This window comes from Endozoicomonas gorgoniicola, assembly GCF_025562715.2.
Taxonomy (GTDB): domain Bacteria; phylum Pseudomonadota; class Gammaproteobacteria; order Pseudomonadales; family Endozoicomonadaceae; genus Endozoicomonas_A; species Endozoicomonas_A gorgoniicola.
The window spans coordinates 1619208-1636016 of record NZ_JAPFCC010000001.1 but is presented as its reverse complement, the minus strand read 5'-3'; the positions used below and the strand labels follow the sequence as shown (position 1 = coordinate 1636016).

The following is a 16809-nucleotide window of genomic DNA, read 5'->3' as shown; positions in this document are numbered from 1 at the left end:
CAAAATATTTCTCTGTTACGGATACCTGTGAATGGCGCAATGGCCAAAGGGTTCTCAGCAAACACAAAAGCCAGAAACTATGAACAATAAAAAGCAGTTTGTCAGATGCCGTCATTTTTTATTATCAATCTGTTTGATGCTGACTGCCTACGAGGTAAACGGAGGCTTATCTGACCATCTGTTTATATTCACAAAAAGCAGCGGGTCATTTAACGCTATTTCTGTGAACTACGCGGGAGTCACTCGTAGAACGCTCACTCTTGGTGAGGAAGAAAACTTTATTATTGCGGAAGAAATTCGCCTTAATGGGCTAACAGGGCGACTGCGTGTCAGTGCAACCGATTATGTTACCCATTTTCTTTTTCTGACCCCTGACGGACGAGCTGCAATCGCTGCAAATCCGGATGCCATTACCCAGGCTGAGGCACTCTCTTTTACCCCCTTCTTACAGGATTATTATCCATTGGGTACCGTTGGAACATTGCTTTCAAACAACGGTATTACAAGATCGGAGCCTTACAACCAGCAAGGCCATGACCCGCTCAAAGCACAATTACCCGGCTCTCTTTATATCAATCCATCTATTTCAATGTCCACAGCCCGGGGGGGTGAACAAGACTCCACTGCGCTAAATGATGTTTTAGTTCTAACCTTCAGTAATACAGATACAACCCTCAGTCCGCAGTCTTTTCATGATCGTGTCGTAGTAGGGAGGGTGCTTCAGAACGGTTCTTACAGATTGACAATAAGAATTGGCCAGCTGGATAGGCCGTTCACCTTTCATGTACCCGAACAACTGATCCTTAATCCTGTCAAAAGTTTCTATGTTCCATCCCCTACTCCGGAAGTCCCGGTTCCTAAGCACCGAGCACTCCCTTCTGTCAGAGTCCCCCAGCCAGGGCAGTCTGAAGTGAGTCAGGCGAATGAAAGAACTGATGCAGATATCGCCATGGCCGTCTATTTTTACCCTCGACGAGGCAGTCAGGGGGGCTCTGCAACCCAGCCGTCAAACCAGGCCAACACTGATATCATATTTGTCCAGCGCAGCGGTCCTGCTGAAGCCACAGACCTGAATAGCCCCAATGAAGAGAACGAAACATCATCGGAAGAAGAGACAATCAAATTCTCATTTTTTTCAATGCACTCTGCCGTTCTGGCTGCTGTAAAAAAGAGAAAAGAGAATCAAAACTCAGCACCTGACAAAAAAAACAACCTTAAAACCGCCAGAAGACAAATGACAGAAGCTATGGCCCATCTGCAAGGCTATCATGAAGAGCTGGCTGATTTTACTGATGAAACCAAAGACATTTCACTGTTAAACCCAAAAGACATTGAACAGCTAATCCATTACACCCGGCTTTTAATCCAGCTGCATTCGGATTATATAGCCAGTGGCAAAATGACCAATAGAACACTGATCAACAATGTCGACAGAACTCTGATTTACTCACGAGTTATCGCTATTTGGTTTCTTCACCGTCTGGAGAGCGAATCACTCGTTACCAGTGGCGGACTAGAAGGCAGTGATGTTCTTCCAGTTCAGCTTCTGGCGGAACTCTGTGACGGGCTGCAACCCAACCAGACAAAACTGAATGCTCTTGAATACAGCGAAAAGGAAGTTCAGGCCTTATTAAACAGGACTTACGAGTTTGTTCTGAAACTGCTCGTGAGGCTGACCAGCACCTACCGAAAAAAGCAACCCACATTTACCCTGGCTGTCGCGAATGTCTGGCAAGACCTGCGCAGGATTATCTCATTTCTTAATGAGCACAATGTCTTCGACAAGGGTATGACCACCGTCGGTGTCTGGTCAACAAAGTACGAGCTATCCATTGTTGCCACTGAAATGGGAGACATTGACACACTACTGCTGCTTATGCAGTTGACTGAAGAAGAGCTAAAAGATGCCGGACCTGAACACTTCTTAGAAATTCGGCGCCTATTTGGCGAAACCCAGCTCATTCTGATGATGATTCTTCAGCGATTCGATCTGCCATCGACAAATTTTACCTCTTTTATTAAAAGTGCCAAATTGTTGGAGCTGGATACTTCCCCGCTAGAAAATGCTATTGAAAAGCAAAAGCAGGACAGAGCAAGCGCTCTGGCCGAGAAGTCTGAGAAAATAAAGCAGAAAGCCGACACCTGGGCTGAAGAAGAAAAGCGGAAGTCAGACAAGCTTCGCAAGAAAATGCAGGATTATCAGAAAGCAGCCCAAAGTCTGAGGGAAAAAAGACATCAGGCTGCTAAACAGCATGACAAAAAACCTGAACCTCAGAGTCCGGCTATAACCACTGCAACCGCCAATAAAGCCTCTGAAAAAAACACCGTTAAACAAAACAGCGGGCAATCTTTGTATGAACAGGGAAGGCAGGCGTTTACCGAAGAACGCTTTAAAGATGCTCTGCAACATTACCTCGATGTACTCTCCATAACATCAGACCCGCTTCAGAGAGCGCGCATCATGTCTTCTATTGCTGACTGTTATTTCTTCTGGGGGAATTTCGCCAGCAGACTCCGTGACCTGCTCGCAAAAGCATACGATTATTATGAGGATGCACAGTGGGCCGCTCTGTCCGGAAACTACCCAAAACTTGATAAGGCCGATTTTTTCAAACTGCTTCGGACAATAATAGCGACCATTGACGATGACCTGATCGAATCTGTCAGACAAGCCTACAGATGGCATGTGGAAGCCATTGACGAGTTGCAGGGCATCACGGAAGAAAAAAACGCGAACTACGATGCCAGCGAGATCGAAGAACTTTTGAGCCTCCTGATCCTGGAAGCTGAGGATCAGGACAACCTGGCCAACACGATAAAGGACGGGGTCATAACCTTGAATGAAGCCTCGGAACTCAGGCGACAAGCCATTAATAATAAGAAGCCTGAACAGAGGCAATCCCAAAGGGAAGAAGAAAACAAGCTATTGAAGCAACTCACTCATCTTCAGGAAAAGGTAACCAGTCAACCTGTAAAAGGAAAAGGAAAAGAGAAGGGAAAAAAGAAAGGAAAAAAGAAAGGACAACCGGCGCAGAGTCAACACCCCGTTGAGGCAGAACCGTCCACCTCCATTGAGACTGAACTGCAAAGATTAGAAACAGGTGAAGCCTCCTACCAACAGCAACTCAGCAAAGTGTTAGCCGGGTTCAGAGAGGGTATAAAAAGGGCCACTCAGATTAAACGCCTCTGGGAGAAGAAGACACAACGCAGTGAATTATCAGCTTCAGGGGCATCTGCTTCCGACACATCAAAAGCTTCACCTCCCTCCGGGAAAAACCATGATCTTAGCCAGAGTCAACTGAGCGAGCTTCTGAACTCAGGAGGAATCAGAGGGTATAGAGTGTTTAATGTACCTTATAACAACTGGTGTATGTTCGATGCTCTGGAACGCTGGCTCAACCTTTTATCCGAACGTGATAGTTCAGTTAATAATCCGAACGAAGGCTTTGAATTATTCTACAGACTTGCCCACCGTGCAAAAATGATGGCAAATTATGAGCCGGATGATCCTGAGTTAAATCAAATTGCAGCCACCTTCCATGTAGACGGACCCGGTCGACAAGCCTGGGGAACCACAGAAATCCTGCATCGACTGATTGCTCCTGTACTGAATCTGAACATACTGGTGTTAGGGGTAGACTTCTCGGAAGGTTACCCTATTCTCACGAGTGCAATGTATAGCCGGGATGCAATCACCCCTGTGCCGCCTGAAGAGAGAGACTCAGCGATCAACGAACCGGATACCATCGCCCTTCTTCACATCAACAACCACTGGCAGGCGGTACTGCCCGTCGCCCGACCTGCGGAGCCAGCCAGTACCGGCGGCAATGCTACTGCGACAGACAGCGAGCAGGTACCTCCTGTTCAGGAGCCGGGATTACATCGTCTGGAACCATTGACCCCGGAAGTTCCCCTCCTGAAAAGCCTTTAGTTGACCGGCTGTTCTGCAAGATACAGCCAGGTTTCGACCACTGAGTCAGGATTCAGTGAAACCGTCTCAATGCCCTGCTCCATCAACCAGCGAGCCAGGTCAGGGTGATCACTGGGCCCCTGGCCACAGATACCAATGTATTTGCCCTGTGCCAGACAGGCTTTAATCGCCATCGACAATAACTGTTTAACCGCCCCGTTTCGCTCATCAAACAAATGGGCAATGACTCCGGAGTCCCGGTCAAGGCCCAATGTCAGCTGGGTCATATCGTTGGAACCAATCGAGAAACCATCAAAGTACTGCAGAAACTCGTCAGCCATCAGGGCGTTGGATGGCAGTTCACACATCATGATCACACGCAGCCCGTTATCACCACGTTTCAGACCATAACCTTCCATCAGCTCTACCACCTGTCTCGCCTCATCCGGCGTGCGAACAAAGGGAATCATCAATTCTACATTATCAAGGCCCAGTTCTTCCCGCACCCGTTTCATGGCGATACATTCCAGTTCAAAACAGTCCCTGAAAGAATCAGAGATATAGCGGGAAGCTCCACGAAAACCCAGCATGGGGTTTTCTTCATCCGGTTCATAAAGCGAACCACCAATCAGGTTTGCGTACTCATTGGATTTAAAATCAGACAGTCGAACAATCACTTTTTCCGGCGCAAAGGCTGCCGCAATGGTTGCAACCCCTTCCACCAGCTTGTCGATATAAAAGGATACAGGATCGCTGTAGCCGGACATACGCTCAGAGACAATCCGTTTCACATTCCCTGGCAATGCATCGAAATTCAACAGGGCTTTGGGGTGAACCCCGATCATTTTGTTGATAATAAACTCCAGCCGCGCCAACCCTACGCCATGGTTTGGCAGACGGGAGAAACTGAAGGCCCGGTCCGGATTCCCCACGTTCATCATCAGCTTGAAAGGCAAATCAGGCATCTTCTTAAGATCACGGACATTGTGCTCAAAATTCAGCAGCCCCGGATAAATAAACCCGCTATCTCCCTCGGCACAGGACACCGTAATATCCCTGCTGCCCTGAATCAGCCGGGTAGCGTCACCACAGCCCACAACTGCTGGAATACCCAGCTCCCTGGCGATGATGGCTGCATGACAGGTACGCCCACCGCGATTAGTGACAATGGCTGATGCGCGCTTCATCACAGGTTCCCAGTCCGGATCCGTCATATCCGTGACTAACACATCACCTTCGTGCAACTGATCCATATCTTCCAGGTCAGTAATCAGGCGAGCCCGCCCTTGTCCAATGCGTTGTCCGATACTGCGGCCTTCCACCAGCGGTTCAGCCTGTTCCAGCAGGCGGTAGCTTTCCAGCCGGTTGCCATTTCGGCTCTGTACCGTTTCCGGACGTGCCTGAACGATATACAACAAACCATCATCACCATCCTTTGCCCATTCAATATCCATCGGACAGCCATAATGCTGCTCGATCGTCATTGCCTGGCGAGCCAGTTCCAGAACATCGTCGTCAGTAATGGAAAAGCGACCACGGTCATCCAGATCAACGTCGACGGTATTAACCGAGGCACCCGCCGAACCGGTTCGTCCATAAATCATCTTGATCGCCTTGCTGCCAAGGTTACGGCGAAGAATCGCGGGACGGTTCTGTCTCAAGGCTTCCTTATAGACATAAAACTCATCCGGATTCACAGCACCCTGAACCACGGTTTCACCCAGACCAAAAGACGCCGTTATAAACACGGCTCCTTCAAAGCCGGATTCCGTATCCAGAGTAAACATAACACCGGAAGCGCCTGTCTCGCTGCGAACCATACGCTGAATACCAGCCGACAAAGCCACATTACGATGATCGAATCCCTGATGCACGCGGTAAGCAATGGCGCGGTCATTAAACAGGGAGGCAAACACTTCCCGAACAGCAGACAGCACGTTGTCGGCACCCCGAATGTTCAGGAAGGTTTCCTGCTGACCCGCAAAAGAGGCATCCGGCAAATCTTCTGCCGTCGCTGAAGAACGCACAGCCACCGGAAGGTCAGCCTGACCATTGCACAACATCCGGTATGAATCGATAATGGCCTGTTCCAGTTCAGGACGAAAGGGTTCCGACATAATCCAGTGCCGGATCTGTGCGCCTGCTGTTGCCAGCGCACGCACATTATTGATGTCCAGGTCATCCAGCATTTCATGGATACGCTCGTACAACCCGTTGCTTTCAAGAAAATCGCAGTAGGCTTCTGCTGTTGTGGCAAAACCTCCCGGCACCCGAACCCCGGCACCACTGAGGTTACTGATCATTTCACCCAGGGATGCATTCTTGCCACCCACCTGCTCAATATCACTGGCACCCAGAGAGTCCAGGCTGGCGACAAAACTATTCACACGACCGACCGCACTGTTATCCGGGCTATCACCGGAACCATCATTGAAGCCCTTATTGAAGCCCTTATTGAAGCTATCCACAATCGTTTTCCTCTGGCGCGTCTCTCCCGTAAACACGGGTTGCTGTTTTATTCCAGATCCGGCCGGAAGCTTTTGCGACAGCAGGATCTGTATCCGTCATCTTGATGCCGGTATAATATGTGCGATTTTGTTACCGAATGAAATACCCTGAAACGACTAAAAAGAGTATTTTTTTGTGCATCGCAACGTATTTTTTATCTCTGATGGTACCGGCATAACCGCTGAATCCTTTGGGCAGAGCCTGCTGGCACAGTTTACCGGCCCTAAATTCAGGTATGTGACCCTGCCTTATGTTGACACCGTCGAAAAAGCCGCACAGGCACTGGAAACCATTAACCAGCCTCAGGGCGTCGATGGTACCCAGCCCATACTGTTTATGACCGTACTCAATGAAGAGGTCAGCTGCATGATGCACGCCAGTGGTGCTTATGTGATTGACCTGTTCCAGACTTTCCTGCCAGGCCTGGAACAGGAGTTTGGTCAGCACGCTCTCTACCGTGCCGGTCAAAAACGCTCGACCCACAGCAACAGCAGTTACCACCGCCGCATTGAGGCGGTACAGTTTGCCCTGGAAAATGATGATGGCTGCCGAACCCGCAATTACGACAGAGCCGATATTATTCTGCTGGGGGTATCCCGCTCCGGCAAAACCCCGACCTGTATTTATCTTGGCCTGCAGTTTGGGATTTTCGCTGCCAACTACCCGATTACCGAGGAAGACTTAGGACTGACACCCCGGCTGCCTGCGTCCCTCAAACCTTATCGCCAGAAACTGTTCGGACTGACCATTCACCCCGGACGTCTCTCAGGCATTCGCCATGAACGCAAACCTAACAGCCGTTACGCTTCCAGCCAGCAATGTCAGCACGAGGTTTTCAGCGTTGAACAGATTTACCGGCAGGAAAACATCCCTTCCATCAACAGTACCGATTATTCGGTAGAAGAAATTGCTACGCGGATCATGGCCATGACCGGGTTAGAGAGGCGATTGAAATAGAGGTAATCTGTCCCGTTGTAACTGTCCCGTTGTAACTGTCCCTTTGTAAAAGGGAGCGACAATGAAACTGCATTGGGGAGTCTTGATCAGGTTCATTTAGACCAGACCTGGATTGGTGGTGTGCAGACAAGGGATTATGTCTGTTTCAGCAATACAACGATGTACTAACCTTGGGGCGGAATTAATAGCTTTAACCGGAGTGTTTACGATGCCTGATTCCCTGATAAAGCTAAAAGATTTTTTTAAAGAAAGCAACATGCTTCTTTTGACTAAAAGCCTGTTTTTTCAGGATACAACCAAGATAGCGGAAACGAGTTATGCAGACAGTGTCCGGAGAGGACATAAGCGACTTTTCGGTTATGTCTACATGAGTGTGGATGAGAACGATATTCCTGCTACGTTAAAAGAGGGTATGTCTCCAGCTATGTGCAATGTTGAGAGCGGGGTATATCCCACCTTATTAGATGTGATACTGTGTAACACACCGCTTGGCTTCAAGTTAACGAACTTATCTACTCCCGTAGATCCGGAAACGATAAAATGCTTTGCCACTTATATATGCTATTATCAAGCTCGCTGCAGCAATCCCCTTGCCAGCTCAGTGTGTTTAATTGATATCAGGGATTTAGGAGGCATTATTCGTAGCAAACCACCGGTCAGGTACTTTCGTGATGCTATTGTGCCAGAAAGTGATGTACACGCTTTCCCACATCATGATATTGATGATCAAACGTTCGTTAGATTCCCCTCTACCCAAAAGATTTTTGATGTGGCTATTACATACCCTCTTTCTGGATCAAGAATCGTAGGCGTCATTAAAACCTTTCCTTTTTCGAACAGGTCGCTAAATTCACGAAAACTTAAACTTTATGTTAACCCGGGGTATGCCGGAGGAATGGAGGGTGCCAGGGCTGTTGCGGCGAGTTTCAATGGAGAAAGTGAATGGGAGATGGTTGATGTTGATGCCTGACCCTCACTCTGGGCGTTACGATACCTCAATACCGGTTAACCCTCGCTACCAGCAGGTGCTTGCTGCCATTTTGCAAGACCCCAATAACGAACTGGTGGTGATTGAGTACAACCTGCGCATTGCCGGCATGCTGCAATTAACCTTTATCCCCTGCCTGAGCCATAGACAAAGGTTTTGCATGCATGGTTTTTAGCGCTTAGCTGCACTAGGAGCCTGTATTCGAAGCGGAACAGACTATCAGAACGCATCACCCGGCACCCGAACCCAGCCTTCCATCAACACTCTGGCACTCCGGCTCATCACTGCCTTTTCAACAACCCACTCCCCTTTAACAAGACTGGCACTGGCACCCACTTTTAATGTACCCGACGGATGACCAAAGCGAACCACCTGCCGCTCTCCCCCACCGGCGGCAAGGTTCACCAGAGTTCCGGGGATAGCAGCCGCAGTGCCAATCGCCACCGCTGCGGTTCCCATCATGGCATGATGAAGCTTACCCATGGACATTGCCCTGACCAGCAGATCAACATCATTCGCTGACACCGTTTTACCACTGGAAGCCTTATAATCAGCGGGCCTGCTAACAAAGGCGAGCTTTGGGGTATGCTGCCTGTGTGCCGCCTGATCAATATGCTCAACCAGCCCCATCTGTACCGCACCATGAGCGCGAATGCTTTCAAGTCGATTCAAAGCACCCTCATCACCATTAATAACATCCTGCAGCTCTGTTCCCGTGTAACCAATATCTTGAGCGTTCAGGAAAATGGTGGGAATCCCTGCATTAATCATGGTGGCTTTTAAACAACCAATACCCGGCACGTCCAAATCATCCACCAGCTGCCCGGTAGGGAACATGGCTTCACTGGCATCCACCGGACTTAAAAACTCAACCTGCACTTCTGCCGCAGGAAAAGTGACGCCATCCAGCTCAAAATCACCGGTTTCCTGCACCTCGCCGTTACTTATGGGAATATGGGCAACAATGGTTTTCCGGATGTTCACCTGCCAGATCCGTACCGTGGCAATGCCATTGTCAGGAATCCGATCCGGATCAACCAGCCCTTTACTGATAGCAAAGGCTCCCACGGCAGCCGTCAGATTGCCACAGTTACCACTCCAGTCTACGAACGGTCTGTCGATGGCGACCTGACCAAACAGATAGTCCACATCGTGTTCTGGCTGACTGTTCCCGGAAGCACTCTTTGAAACACTTTTGGAAGCACTCTTTGAAACACTTCTGGAAACAATGACCGTTTTACTGGTACTGGAAGTAGCCCCACCCATGCCGTCGGTGTGTTTGCCATAGGGGTCAGGGCTACCAATCACTCGTAACAGCAGTTTGTCTCTGGCTTCACCTGGCACCTGAGCCGGTTCAGGAAGTTCTTCAAGGCTGAAGAACACCCCTTTACTGGTTCCGCCACGCATATAGGTGGCGGGAATTTTCACCTGAGGCACAAAGCTCATGTTTTTTCTCTCCTTAGGGTGGCAACCATCAACCAACAACAGGCTGCGGGCGACGGGCGACGGGCGACGGACAGCGATATATTCCCTTACGCCATAACACCCGCTAACCGTTCATCTTTACTCAAAAAATCTCTGGCAAAACGCTGAAGCACTCCACCCGCTTCATAAATGGACAGTTCCTCGGCGGTATCAAGGCGACAGGTCACAGGTACTTCAACCGTTTCACCCTCACGGCGATGGATTAGAAGGTTCAGCGTAGCGCCCGGTATTCGCTCACCCACAACATCAAAGAGTTCGGTACCGTCGATACCCAGAGTCTTTCGGGTGACACCCGGTTTAAACTCCAGTGGCAGCACCCCCATTCCCACCAGGTTGGTTCGGTGAATACGTTCAAACCCTTCAGCAACAATCACCTCCACACCGGCAAGTCGCACACCTTTAGCCGCCCAGTCACGGGATGACCCCTGACCATAATCAGCCCCGGCAATAATGATCAATGGCTGCTGACGCTCCATATAAGTTTCAATCGCTTCCCACATGCGCGTGACCTTACCTTCCGGCTCTACCCGTGCCAGAGAGCCCTGAACCACTTCACCATGGTCTGTCACCATTTCGTTCAGCAGCTTTGGATTGGCAAAGGTGGCTCTCTGAGCCGTCAGATGGTCACCACGATGAGTGGCGTAGGAGTTAAAGTCTTCTTCCGGCAGTCCCATTTTCGCGAGATATTCTCCGGCAGCACTGGCAGGCAGAATCGCATTGGACGGCGACAGGTGGTCAGTGGTTATATTATCGCCAAGCACCGCCAGAGGGCGCATGCCTGTCATGGTACGCTCACCTGCCAGAGCCCCTTCCCAGTAAGGCGGCCGGCGAATATAAGTGCTTTGCGGACGCCACTGATAAAGAGGGTCTGTTGTATTTTCATGGTCAGACTGCAGATCAAACATGGGAATATACACTTCCCGAAACTGTTCCGGCTTTACATGAGTCTGAACAATTGCATCAATCTCTTCATCCGCAGGCCAGATATCCTTCAACGTGACAGGATTACCTTTCTGGTCAGTACCCAGAACATCCTGTTCAATATCAAAACGAATGGTTCCGGCAATGGCATAGGCCACCACCAGCGGTGGTGAGGCAAGGAAGGCCTGTTTCGCATAAGGATGGATACGTCCGTCAAAGTTACGGTTGCCAGACAGCACCGCTGTTGCATACAGGTCGCGGTCAACCACTTCCTGCTGAATAACCGGATCAAGGGCTCCGCTCATGCCGTTACAGGTGGTACAGGCAAAGCCGACAATACCAAAGCCGAGGCTTTCCAGTTCTGGCAGCAGACCGGCAGATTCAAGGTACAGCTGTACTGCTTTGGAGCCGGGCGCAAAGGAGGTTTTTACCCAGGGTTTACGGGTAAGACCCAGGGCATTGGCTTTTCTGGCTAACAGCCCGGCTGCAACCGTGTTTCTGGGGTTAGAGGTATTGGTACAGCTGGTAATGGCGGCAATAATAACAGCCCCGTCGGGCATCAGACCGGGTTCGTTTTCTACTTTGCCGGAAATGCCCTGCTGTGCCAGTTCAGAGGTAGATACACGACGGTGTGGGTTAGAAGGGCCGGCAATATTGCGCCCCACCTTTGACAGGTCAAACGTCAGAACCCGTTCATAGTCTGCCTGTTCCAGACTGTCTGCCCAGAGTCCTGTGGTTTTGGCGTAGTGTTCGACCAGTCTGACCTGATCATCGTCCCTGCCGGTTAGCGTCAGGTAATCAATGGTCTGCTGGTCAATGTAGAACAGTCCCGCAGAGGCACCAAATTCCGGCGTCATATTGGAGATGGTGGCGCGGTCGCCCAGGGTCAGGTCAGCAACCCCTGTGCCATAAAACTCCAGATAAGACGACACGACCTTTTCATTACGCAGGAACTCCGTCATTGCCAGTACAATATCCGTGGCGGTAATGCCAGGCTGGCGTCTGCCGACAATCTCAACGCCAATAATGTCGGGCAGGCGCATCCAGGAAGCCCGTCCCAGCATCACGCTTTCTGCTTCCAGTCCGCCAACACCAATGGCAATCACACCCAGAGCATCCACATGGGGCGTATGGCTGTCAGTGCCTACCAGTGTATCCGGAAAAGCCACACCATCACGGGACTGGATAACCGGTGACATTTTTTCCAGGTTAATCTGATGCAGAATGCCATTGCCGGGTGGAATAACATCGACGTTTTTAAAGGCGTCTCTGGTCCAGTTAATAAAGTGGAAGCGATCTTCATTGCGCCGGTCCTCAATGGCGCGGTTCTTGTCGAAAGCGTCTTTGTCGTAGCCTCCGTGTTCCACCGCCAGTGAATGATCCACAATCAGCTGGGTTGGCACCACCGGGTTAATCTGTGCCGGGTCGCCGCCCTGTTCGGCAATGGCATCACGCAGACCAGCGAGGTCGACCAGCGCTGTCTGCCCAAGGATATCGTGGCAGACGACTCGTGCCGGATACCAGGGAAAGTCCAGCTCCCGCCTGCGATCAATAATCTGCTGCAAAGAAGCCGTCAACATTGCCGGATCACAACGACGTACCAGATTTTCCGCCAGTACCCGGGAAGTGTATGGCAGCTTAAGGTAAGCCCCCGGTTGAATCGCATCAACGGCAGCCCGGGTGTCATAATAATCCAGATCAGTCCCTGGTAAGGGTTTTCGATAGGCAGTGTTCATAACTGCTGTACTCATAACAATGAATCCACCGGGTCAAAAGGAAAGGAGCCAGCCGGAGTCCGGATGGCGACTGAATCAACCCGCTGTTAACGGTCTGCCAGCGGCACCCAGCTGCGTGGCTCCGAGCCAATATAATCGGCAGAAGGACGGATGATCCGGTTATTTGCCCGCTGCTCCATCACGTGAGCCGTCCAGCCAGAAACCCTTGAACAAACAAAAATGGGCGTAAACAGTTTGGTGGGAATACCCATGAAGTTGTAGGCAGAGGCATGGAAGAAATCCGCATTACAGAACAGTTTCTTTTCATCCCACATCAGCTGTTCAATGGCTTCGGAAACCGGATAGAGTATCTGGTCCCCCACCGCTTCGCCCAGTTGCTTTGACCACTTCTTGATAATCGCATTGCGCGGATCAGACTCGCGATAGATGGCATGACCAAAACCCATAATCTTGTCTTTGCGTGCCAGCATGCCTTTGACACCTTCCATCGCCTCATCCACCGAACTGAACTGTTCGATCATAGCCATGGCGGCTTCATTGGCACCGCCATGCAGCGGTCCACGCAGGGAACCAATGGCGCCGGTCACACAGGAATGCATATCCGACAGGGTGGAGGCGCAGACCCTGGCTGTAAACGTTGATGCATTAAATTCATGTTCGGCGTACAGAATCAGCGAAACATCCAGACAGCGACGGTGGTCAGCCAGGGGTTCTTTGCCATGAAGCATGGTCAGGAAATGACCAGCAATGGAATCGTCACCGACTTCAGTCTCAATCCGTTCACCATTGTGGCTGAAGTGGTACCAGTACAGAAGGATTGAAGGAAGAGCCCCCAGCAGACGGTCCGCTACATCCTGCTGCTCAGTAAAGCTTTTCTCGGTTTCGAGATTGCCAAGAACGGATGTACCGGTTCGTAATACATCCATGGGGTGAGCATCTGCAGGAATCTGCTCAAGGCAGACCTTTAATGGCTGAGGCAGCCCCCGGAAGGCTTTCAGTCGTTCTTTATAACCCCGCAGTTCACTGCTATTGGGCAGGTCGCCATTGAACAGCAGATAAGCCACTTCCTCAAAGGTAGCGTGGTCTGCCAGTTCGGAAATGTCATAACCACAGTAAGTCAGGCCGGTACCAGACTGGCCTACGGTACATAGCGCCGTTGATCCCGCACTCTGGCCACGCAGACCTGCGCCACCCACTTTTTTCTCAGCCATGGTGTTACTCCATTCTTGTTATGGATGTTGTTATTATTAAAGTAAGACATTACTTTAATTATTTGTAATATCTTTCTGATTATTAAGGATTTAAAAACTCTTTTGTTCTGACCAGACGTTCACGATCCTGAAAAGTCAGCATATCATCCGCAACCGCTCCGCTGTCGCCATCACGCCGGATCACATCCAGCACTTCTTTCATAGCCGTCATGGCAGCACGCTGTAAATCAGACGGAATAATAATCAGCTGATAACCCATGGCTTTCAGGTCAGTCGCTGGCACCAACGGCGTTTTTCCGCCATAAAACATGTTGATCAGTTTGGGACCCGGTGCCTGTCTGGCGATGGCTTCAATCTGCTGAACCGTCTGCGGCGCTTCGACAAAGAGCATGTCGGCACCAGCCTCAACATAAGCGTTGGCCCGGGCAATGGCATCGTCAAAGCCGGTGACAGCAATCGCATCGGTACGGGCTATGACCACAACCTCCCCGGCATATTTGCTGGCCACCTCAATTTTTCTGCACATCTCATCAACAGCGATCAGGGATTTACCATCCAGATGACCGCAACGCTTGGGAAACTCCTGGTCTTCAAGGTGAAAGGCAGCCACTCCGGCACCTTTGAACAGCTCAACCGTTCGCTTAACATTGACCTCATTACCAAAACCCGTGTCGGCATCAGCAATCACCGGCAGAGACGTGGACTCACAAATCTGCCGAACCCGCTCAACCACTTCCGTCAGGGTTAACAGACCAATATCGGGTACACCAGTGCTGCGGGCAATGGCTCCACCACTGCCGTAAAGCGCCGAAAAACCGGCTTCTTCTGCCAGACGGGCAGAGAGGCCATCATAAACACCCGGGGCGGTTACAATGCCCTGCTTCATAATCAGGTGAGTCAGGGCGTTGTCTTTATCCGTCAGTGACATATTAACGCACTCCTTTGAACTATTGCTTGAGCTATTGTTTGAACATCAGCGACATCAATACAGGATTCTAGGAAACAGTATTCTAATGTGCCAGCACACACAAACCCAGTCTCTGAATCAGACCTGAACGATCTCTATACAGAATCGGGCAATGTGTCTACATTGTTCATGGCGGTAAACATTGACTACAGGTAGAATGCTATCAATTTTTTGCTTGTTACTTTTTTCTCGCTACTAATTTTCTCGCTACTTTATGGCCTATATGAACGAACTGATCATCGTTGATCTGGACTATCTGGATGACTCCAGTATCTGGTTTGAACATTTTCTGAATGAAACCCTGCCCTGCTTTCTCGACAGCTGCGGTTCAGAGTATTCAGGATCACACAGTCGTTACGACATCATCTCCGCCAATCCATGGGCCGTTGTAGCGGTAGACAATAACGGGCAAGTGACTGTTACCAATCATTTAACCGGGGAAAGTACTGACCATTCCATCCAGTCACCCTTTGACTGTCTGTCCGAACTGCTGGAACAAATGACATCTGTCGTAAACAATACCCTGCCCTTTACCGGCGGCGCAATAGGCTTCTGGGGCTATGAGCTGGCATCGGTACTGGAACCGGGTCGAATTTCCAGGCGTGAGATAGAAACACCTTTAATGAGTGTTGGCCTGTACCACTGGGCGCTGATCTCAGACCATGAACAGCAGTCGACACAGATTGTCTTTCACCCGGATTGCCCGGAACAGGAAAGAGAAAAGGTTATGGCCCTGATCGACAGCCAGCCAGCAGCCCGGCCAGCAGCCCGGCCAGCAGCGTTTAAAATAACCCGTGGCTTTACCCCTTCCATCAGCAAAACCGAGTATGAAGAAGCCTTTAACAGAATTCAGGACTACATTCTTGCCGGCGACTGTTATGAAGTGAACCTGACCCAGGAGTTTATTGCCCACTATCAGGGCAACAGCTGGCCAGCCTATAAGGCATTGCGAAAAGTCAGCCCTGCGCCTTATTCTGCCTATCTGTCACACCCCGACTTTGAGATTCTCAGTCACTCTCCGGAGCGCTTCATCAAAGTCTCAGGCCGTCATGTAGAGACCCACCCCATAAAAGGCACACGCCCCAGGGGGGAGACAGAGCAGGAAGATCGACAGTATGCCCGGGAATTGATGGAATGTGAGAAGGACCGGGCAGAGAACCTGATGATCGTTGATCTGCTGCGCAATGACCTGGGAAAAATCTGTAAAACAGGCAGCATAAAAGTACCCCGCCTTTTTGCTCTTGAGAGCTATGCCAACGTGCATCATCTGGTTAGCACAGTGACGGGGGAGCTGGCAGAAGACCGTCATGCTCTGGACGTGTTATTTCACGCATTTCCCGGAGGCTCTATTACCGGCGCTCCCAAAGTTCGCTCCATGGAGATCATCCAGGAACTGGAAGCGTCTACGCGAAACATTTATTGCGGGTCAATTGGCTATATCAGCACGGATGGGCAGATGGATACCAGTATTACCATCCGCTCACTGATGGCCCGGAACAATCAACTACACTGCTGGGGCGGTGGTGCCATTGTGGCCGATTCAAACTGTGAACAGGAATATCAGGAGTCTGTCACCAAGGTTAAAAACCTGATGCGTGGTCTGGAAAGCATGTGATGGTGGCAAGGTACTGCGGAAACTCCCGAATCACGTTGTCTTTTGTTCACTATACCGGCAACCAGCTGGTCAACCTGATGCTTGGCATTGTGATCATAAACCTGTTGTTGGTGGGTAATTATTTGCGGGAGGGGGCACCTGACCCTGAGTCGATTCAGGGTCAGGTGCCTATTCACGGGGTTAGCTCTGGAGGAGTTCCATCAATTTCGCGCGTTCGCTATCCCTCATGCTCATGTTGCCAACAGGTATTTTGCCGCCTACAGCATCAATAACAGCATCCACCATGCCCTCTTTAAAAGCGCCACAAAGCTCTATCAACTGAACCCCTTGGGAGACCAGTTTTTTAGCTTCACTGCAGGCCATATCAATATCCTCAACGCAGATAACCGTTGTTGAAAATGCCTCTGACTCAAGTATGGAAAGCTGTGCCGGGTTGTAGCCAGCACCGATCATAAGGAAAGCGTAATTACTTAATTTCATTTTTATTACACCATGAAAACTGTATTAACGA

11 protein-coding genes are annotated in these 16809 nt (G+C 50.3%); 5 read left to right on the top strand and 6 right to left on the bottom strand.

Annotation, left to right across the window (positions count from 1 at the left end; genetic code table 11):
* Positions 1–79 precede the first annotated feature (79 nt).
* On the top strand, positions 80–3931 hold the full coding sequence (locus tag NX722_RS07450; protein WP_262567440.1) for a hypothetical protein: 3852 nt from the start codon (positions 80–82) through the stop codon (positions 3929–3931).
* Here NX722_RS07450 and ppsA read toward each other — a convergent pair.
* Complete coding sequence (ppsA, locus tag NX722_RS07445) at positions 3928–6297, bottom strand: phosphoenolpyruvate synthase (protein ID WP_262568628.1); 2370 nt, start codon at positions 6295–6297, stop codon at positions 3928–3930. The genes NX722_RS07450 and ppsA overlap by 4 nt on opposite strands.
* A gap of 256 nt (positions 6298–6553) precedes the next feature.
* On the opposite strand from ppsA, the gene ppsR reads away from it, so the two are divergent.
* The 3 genes from ppsR to NX722_RS07430 all read left to right on the top strand — a co-directional run bounded on the left by ppsR (position 6554) and on the right by NX722_RS07430 (position 8538).
* The gene (gene ppsR / locus NX722_RS07440; RefSeq protein ID WP_262567439.1) at positions 6554–7375 is read left to right on the top strand and encodes a posphoenolpyruvate synthetase regulatory kinase/phosphorylase PpsR; all 822 of its coding nucleotides are present in this window, start codon (positions 6554–6556) and stop codon (positions 7373–7375) included.
* A gap of 208 nt (positions 7376–7583) precedes the next feature.
* Complete coding sequence (locus tag NX722_RS07435) at positions 7584–8345, top strand: hypothetical protein (protein ID WP_262567438.1); 762 nt, start codon at positions 7584–7586, stop codon at positions 8343–8345.
* Complete coding sequence (locus tag NX722_RS07430; RefSeq protein WP_262567437.1) at positions 8338–8538, top strand: hypothetical protein; 201 nt, start codon at positions 8338–8340, stop codon at positions 8536–8538. The genes NX722_RS07435 and NX722_RS07430 overlap by 8 nt, the downstream gene beginning before the upstream one ends.
* Positions 8539–8582: 44 nt before the next feature.
* Here NX722_RS07430 and prpF read toward each other — a convergent pair whose 3' ends face one another.
* From prpF to NX722_RS07410, 4 genes are all read right to left on the bottom strand, one after another.
* A complete protein-coding gene (gene prpF / locus NX722_RS07425; RefSeq protein WP_262567436.1) occupies positions 8583–9809 on the bottom strand; it encodes a 2-methylaconitate cis-trans isomerase PrpF in 1227 nt (408 codons plus the stop codon).
* 86 nt (positions 9810–9895) lie between these two features.
* Positions 9896–12505, bottom strand: a complete 2610-nt coding sequence (gene acnD / locus NX722_RS07420) for a Fe/S-dependent 2-methylisocitrate dehydratase AcnD (protein ID WP_262568627.1) — start codon at positions 12503–12505, stop codon at positions 9896–9898.
* 86 nt (positions 12506–12591) lie between these two features.
* Positions 12592–13716 carry a bifunctional 2-methylcitrate synthase/citrate synthase gene (gene prpC / locus NX722_RS07415; protein WP_262567434.1) on the bottom strand — a complete coding sequence of 375 codons (1125 nt, stop codon included), beginning with the start codon at positions 13714–13716 and terminating at the stop codon, positions 12592–12594.
* A gap of 82 nt (positions 13717–13798) precedes the next feature.
* On the bottom strand, positions 13799–14644 hold the full coding sequence (locus NX722_RS07410; protein ID WP_262567433.1) for an isocitrate lyase/PEP mutase family protein: 846 nt from the start codon (positions 14642–14644) through the stop codon (positions 13799–13801).
* 262 nt (positions 14645–14906) lie between these two features.
* Between NX722_RS07410 and pabB the strand changes: the two genes are divergently transcribed.
* Positions 14907–16298 (top strand): aminodeoxychorismate synthase component I, encoded by a 1392-nt coding sequence (gene pabB / locus NX722_RS07405; protein WP_262567432.1) that lies wholly within the window; start codon positions 14907–14909, stop codon positions 16296–16298.
* 180 nt (positions 16299–16478) lie between these two features.
* Here the strand turns inward: pabB and NX722_RS07400 are convergent, their stop codons facing one another.
* On the bottom strand, positions 16479–16778 hold the full coding sequence (locus NX722_RS07400; RefSeq protein WP_262567431.1) for a DUF6506 family protein: 300 nt from the start codon (positions 16776–16778) through the stop codon (positions 16479–16481).
* Positions 16779–16809: the final 31 nt, after the last annotated feature.

What these genes read in the sequence shown, in the direction of transcription:
- NX722_RS07450 (WP_262567440.1), top strand. Translation starts at nt 80, where the DNA reads ATGAACAATAAAAAGCAGTTTGTCAGATGCCGTCATTTTTTATTATCA.
- NX722_RS07435 (WP_262567438.1), top strand. Translation starts at nt 7,584, where the DNA reads ATGCCTGATTCCCTGATAAAGCTAAAAGATTTTTTTAAAGAAAGCAAC.
- NX722_RS07430 (WP_262567437.1), top strand. Translation starts at nt 8,338, where the DNA reads ATGCCTGACCCTCACTCTGGGCGTTACGATACCTCAATACCGGTTAAC.
- prpF (WP_262567436.1), bottom strand. Translation starts at nt 9,809, where the DNA reads ATGAGCTTTGTGCCTCAGGTGAAAATTCCCGCCACCTATATGCGTGGC.
- acnD (WP_262568627.1), bottom strand. Translation starts at nt 12,505, where the DNA reads ATGAACACTGCCTATCGAAAACCCTTACCAGGGACTGATCTGGATTAT.
- prpC (WP_262567434.1), bottom strand. Translation starts at nt 13,716, where the DNA reads ATGGCTGAGAAAAAAGTGGGTGGCGCAGGTCTGCGTGGCCAGAGTGCG.
- NX722_RS07410 (WP_262567433.1), bottom strand. Translation starts at nt 14,644, where the DNA reads ATGTCACTGACGGATAAAGACAACGCCCTGACTCACCTGATTATGAAG.
- pabB (WP_262567432.1), top strand. Translation starts at nt 14,907, where the DNA reads ATGAACGAACTGATCATCGTTGATCTGGACTATCTGGATGACTCCAGT.
- NX722_RS07400 (WP_262567431.1), bottom strand. Translation starts at nt 16,778, where the DNA reads ATGAAATTAAGTAATTACGCTTTCCTTATGATCGGTGCTGGCTACAAC.